Consider the following 805-nt stretch of genomic DNA (forward strand, 5'->3'; position numbering starts at 1 on the left):
GGGTGGCCGGGGGCAGCTCTTCGCGGCGCTTCGGCCCCTCATCGCATTTGCTGTGTGGCGAGAGGCGCGGATGCCTGGCAGCAGGGCGCGCGCTAGGGGGTGGTCTCCGGCTGTGGCAGGGGCGCCAGCGCCAGATCGGTGCGAGGGGCTGATTGGGTGAGATGCCAGCTGGCGGGCGGGGCCATGCGGGCGCGCAGCCGCCGCAGCTGCCAGCGGGTGACGCCGGCGCCATGATCGGGCTCGGCCTGCCAGCGGCTCTCGATCCCCGGCGCGCCGCCCGTGCCGGGCGTCAGGATCAGCCCCAGCGGCGGCGGCCCCTCGGGCGCCCCGGCGGCGAGATGCAGGCGGCGCACCGGCACCATGCCCGGCGACGCCTCCAGCTCGGCCACCACCAGCGGCACCGCGCCCGCGCGCAGCGCCTCTTCCATGCACCAGAGCTCCTCCATCGCGCGCCCGGCGCGTACCACCAGCAGCCGCCCCGGGTCGATCCAGCGGCTTACCCCCTCGCCGCAGAGCGCGCTCGCCTGCCAGCCCGGGGTGATCCAGAGCACCGGCCCGGAGAGCTGCCCGGCGACCGCCAGCGCCAGCGTGCGCCGCGCGGCACCGCAAAACTCGTGCACCCGGCCCCGCGCCAGGGTGAACTCCCCCGCCACCGCGCAGGGGCGTCGCGGGCGGTGGGGCATGTGGGAGAGCGTGTCACGGGGCATGCTCCAAAGATAATGTTCGCTGTTTGTTCTGTAAACCTCTCCCGCCCTGTTCATTTTCTTGCTGCAAATATCTCCGGGGGGTGTGGGGGGCTGGCCCC

Annotated in this window: 1 protein-coding gene; it reads right to left on the minus strand. The window is 74.3% G+C overall.

Annotated features, from left to right (window positions below; all coding sequences use genetic code 11):
* Positions 1–92: 92 nt before the first annotated feature.
* The gene (locus DYI42_RS23995; protein WP_244868124.1) at positions 93–707 is read right to left on the minus strand and encodes an ImuA family protein; all 615 of its coding nucleotides are present in this window, start codon (positions 705–707) and stop codon (positions 93–95) included.
* Positions 708–805: the final 98 nt, after the last annotated feature.

The organism is Vannielia litorea (assembly GCF_018424695.1).
GTDB classification, from domain to species: Bacteria; Pseudomonadota; Alphaproteobacteria; order Rhodobacterales; family Rhodobacteraceae; genus Vannielia; species Vannielia litorea_A.

Excerpts from the sequence above, each read along its gene's own strand:
- DYI42_RS23995 (WP_244868124.1), bottom strand. The coding sequence starts at position 707 with ATGCCCCGTGACACGCTCTCCCACATGCCCCACCGCCCGCGACGCCCC.